Below are 4,463 nucleotides of genomic sequence, written 5' to 3'. Positions count from 1 at the left end.
ATCCTTTAATCAAGTACATATACACCATCGATTAGACGCTCCTCCCCTTTTTTAAAAAGATGAATGAGCTGCGTCTATTTAAGTATTGCCATTTTTCGGATGTCACAGAAGTTAATTTTCATGGTAGAACATCAATGGGACACACAGGAACCTACGCTTCGAAAAATCGATGGAGCTACATGGACGAAAATTGATGGAACAATTGATGTTGTATTAGCAGCGGTTCGTTCATCGAATCCTGATGGAAACAAGTGTAAAACAGCTCTTAACAATTCATTTAGTAACATAAACAGAGCAGATAAATAATAATCTTAGGAATCGCAAATCGCGGTTCCTTTTTAAATAGAACTGATTAATCTGCCCATTAGCCATCCATGAATCGCTAAAAATCAGCTCTTCACCACAAAGAATGAAAATGTATTGAATCCGTCCATACTGCTTCTATGGCTGGGAGAGGAAGGTCGATCAACTATGGTGCCTTAGAGCCCATCCGTTAGTCTGACTCCAACGACCACGGTGCACCACAAACTGTCGCTCCCTTTCGGGAAGCACTCATGGTAGATTAATCCTAATTCTGATTGTTGCACCAGCCTCCAATTTTCAAGCCTAGAAAGGAAGATTTCAGTGGATGTTATCATTGAAAGAGCATGTGGATTAGATGTCCATAAGGACAATATCACTGCTTGTATTATGACTTCACAAGGAAAGGAGATTCAAACATTTTCTACTAAAACGGTTTTTCTATTAAAGTTATTGGACTGGATTAAGGAGAATAATTGTACTCACGTAGCTATGGAAAGTACGAGTGTTTATTGGAAACCTATTGTTAATTTATTAGAGTCCGAAGGAATAGAGTTTTTAGTTGTAAATGCTCAACACATGAAGGCACTTCCGGGACGCAAAACGGATGTTAAAGATGCCGAATGGATAGCCCAACTTCTTCGTCATGGACTACTGAAAGCAAGTTTCATTCCGGATCGGAATCAACGAGAACTGCGGGAACTTGTTCGCTATCGCCGGAGTATCATTGAAGAACGCGCCAGACAACATAATAGGATTCAAAAGGTTTTAGAAGGAGCCAACATTAAACTAGGTTCTGTTGTATCTGATATTATGGGTGTTTCATCGAAAGATATGCTTCGAGCAATCGCAGATGGTGAAGAAGATCCTGAAAAACTAGCAAACTTCGCTCGTCGTACAATGAAAAAGAAAAAAGAAGAACTTGAATTGGCACTTCAGGGCTATGTAAACCCACACCAACGCTTAATGTTAAAAACGATTTTAACTCACATTGATTTTCTAACTGAGCAAATTGAAATGTTAGACCAAGAGATAGCGCAAAGAGTAAGCACATATCAAGAAGATATAGAACGACTCGATTCCATTCCTGGTATCGCCACAAGAATGGCTGAACAAATCTTAGCTGAAATTGGTACGGATGTTGGAAACCAATTCCCGACTGCCGCACATTTGTGTTCATGGGCAGCCTTGGTCCCTGGACACAATGAAAGCGCAGGAAAAAGAAAATCTAGCAGATCAAAAAAGGGAAATAAGTATTTAAGATCCGCATTAACAGAAGCAGCTCAATCAGTAAGAGGTTCAAAAAACTATCTCGGTGCACTGTATAGACGCACAGCTGGACGAAAGGGAAAGAAAAAGGCAGCAATTGTAGTCGCCCATGCGATGTTGCGAATCGCATATTACCTTCTAACCCGAAAAGAAATGTACGTTGACTTAGGCGAAGATTATTTTGATAAGCAAAGACAAGTATCTATTGTACGGCATTCGGTTCGAAGACTAGAAAACTTAGGTTATACGGTTACAATAACAGAAGCCTCCTAATCCTTTAATCAAGTACATATACACCATCGATTAGACGCTCCTCCCCTTTTTTAAAAAGATGAATGAGCTGCGTCTATTTAAGTATTGCCATTTTTCGGATGTCACAGAAGTTAATTTTCATGGTAGTGGAACAAGAACAAAGATCCCTTCTACGACTCTTTGTTAGTTAAAGCATCGAAATATTAAAACTTTGTAGCAAAATGAGGTTTAGGTGTAGTTCATAGAATACCTGCATTTATTTTGGTAATAAATTAGCATTCTCGATTATAAATTTAAGTAAATGTCATGTTATTGGTGGGAGAATATATGAGGTATGTTTTTGATCAAGGGGAAATTCTAGAAGAATCAAAGGTTTCGGTTAGTATAAGAAATAAAGGATTAAATTATGGGTTGGGATGCTTTGAGGGAATTAGAGCTTTTTGGAATGAAAGTCAAAACCAATTGTTTATTTTCCGAATCTACGACCATTATAAACGATTCCATGACTCTGGTAATTCTCTTCATATCCACATTCCATATTCAACAATACAATTAATTCATTGGACAATTCAATTATTAAGACAAAACAATGTTCGGGAGGATGTCTATATACGACCCATTTGCTTTAAAGGAGCAAATACACTGCGTCCTGTTTTAATAGACCCTTTTAATCGGGTAAGTATTTATTGCACAAAGATAGAGTATATGCCAAAGCCTGCTCTAAAGGTTTGTGTTTCTTCATGGAATCGATCAGGTAATAATATGATTCCTCCCCAGGTGAAATCGACGGGAAGTTATTTAAATTCCGGATTAGCGACTTCTGAAGCAAGTTTAAATGGTTTTGATGAAGCTATTTTTTTAACGGATAAGGGGAATGTAAGTGAAGGACCAGGCGAAAACATTTTTATAGTAAAAAATAACAAATTGATTACCCCGCCAATATCCGATAATATACTTTCAGGAATTACGCGTGATACTATCATTCAGTTGGCTAAAAACGAATTGCATTTGCCTGTTTCTGAGAAAAGTCTGTCAAGAACAGAACTCTACTCTGCTGATGAAGTATTTTTCACAGGCACAGCTATAGGTATCAAACCTATAATAAATATTGACAATAGGATTATAGGAAAAGGTAGTGAAGGTGCTTTTACTAAAAATATCCGCTTTCTTTATGAAAATATTGTTAGAGGAAACAATCCAAATTATTTTGGTTACTGCACACCGGTGTATTAGCAAGTGTGGCAGTCTGATAAATAAAGTATACCTCCGATTGAATACCTATGGGGATTGCATCACTTAAAGGGAAAAAAGGCTACCTTCGTTTAATGAAAGCCCTATTTGTGCAAATAGAGAAAGGACCGTCACTGGTCTACCCTATGGACGGTCCTTCTACGATAATCATTTAATTCGAATAGAAAGCTGCATAACCCGCAACGATGCAAATTACCAAAAATAATGCAATAAGTGATAAAATTATTTTAATCGTTTTAGACACATTCAGTTCCCCTATGTATAACCAAAGCCTTTATAATACGCTATTTCAATAATACATTCTCCCTTCAATCAACATTTTCCTTCTTAATACAGATAGGTAAGGGTTTGAAGTTATCTCTCCCTTTTCCCCCTGTTCACACCGTACGTGCGACTTTCATCGCATACGGCGTTCCAACTAATCCAATTCGATTTAACCATAACACATTTGATATTTAATACATTCAGTGTCTCAATTCTTCCGTTTCAATAAGTCGGTGCCTCCCGTGGGAGGTGAACCTCTATTAGTCTCACAAGAACCTTATTAATCGATAAAGATTTGCCTTGCATGATTAAATGATTCTTCATTAGTCTAGTGGCTATCCCTCCATGCGGATTAGACATTTCATCGGTACTGTGCCACCACTTTCACTGACATAAAGACAAGTTATACAGTAACTATTATTATTATTGTTTTCCTTGCCAACGTTTCTTCGGGAGTAAGCCCTCCACGTTATCAGCTTACAACGTTGAATTATATCTATTATAAGAATGTACTTAGGTGCTTCCTCTAAGCCTGTTAGCGTTCATACGCCTATAACGTATCATGGATTTTCATATTAGCTAGTTTTACTCATCCACATCTAACCTCACAATTTGGTGATATACACATTTCTATGTATCGCAGGTATAGACCCGTACATTCAGAAGTTCGTCAGCTTAACCTTTTTCTTTTAGGTTTATTCGCATTCTCACCATATTCATTCAACTCAAGCATCATGATTTACACCACCCCATCGGGTAGGCTTTCGTCAGCTTAACCTGGTACGGTAAATTCTCACGCCTTTTCGCCGAGCTTATAACACTGTCATTCCTACTAAATCTAGTGCTATTCGACTAAGTGAGAACCCTTCAGGGCGTTACCCCATCATTTGATTCTTCGATATAATCCTTCAGTTCCGACAGGAACTGTCTAGCCTTTACTAGAGAAATGTGACCATCCTCCATTTAAGCTAGAAACATTTCGCACAACTAAACTGCTCCGTTAGCATTCCTGTAGAGAGTTAATTATTGACTTTGATAAAAAAAGAGCTCCTCAGTAAGATATGAGTATAGACACCACTCTAACTCAAACCTTAGGAGGAACCCCTACTATGAAGTTTAAAATGCAA

Annotated in this window: 3 protein-coding genes; all 3 read left to right on the top strand. The window is 37.8% G+C overall.

Translation table 11 applies throughout. The annotated features are described in order from the left end of the window. The first annotated feature begins 120 nt into the window (after window positions 1-120). Window positions 121-306 (top strand): hypothetical protein, encoded by a 186-nt coding sequence (locus ACE198_RS27540; RefSeq protein WP_375377755.1) that lies wholly within the window; start codon window positions 121-123, stop codon window positions 304-306. A 318-nt stretch (window positions 307-624) separates the two neighbouring features. After that, window positions 625-1,842 carry an IS110 family RNA-guided transposase gene (locus tag ACE198_RS27535; RefSeq protein WP_375377754.1) on the top strand — a complete coding sequence of 406 codons (1,218 nt, stop codon included), beginning with the start codon at window positions 625-627 and terminating at the stop codon, window positions 1,840-1,842. Between the two features lie 306 nt (window positions 1,843-2,148). Further along, entirely contained in the window at window positions 2,149-3,054 is a 906-nt protein-coding gene (locus ACE198_RS27530) for a branched-chain amino acid transaminase (protein ID WP_098576921.1), read from the top strand. The last annotated feature ends 1,409 nt before the right edge of the window (window positions 3,055-4,463 follow it).

Source organism: Neobacillus sp. KR4-4 (assembly GCF_042136325.1).
Taxonomy (GTDB): Bacteria; Bacillota; Bacilli; order Bacillales; family Cytobacillaceae; genus Neobacillus.
Note: the sequence above shows the minus strand (reverse complement) of the source record. Positions and strands in the feature narration are given on the sequence as shown.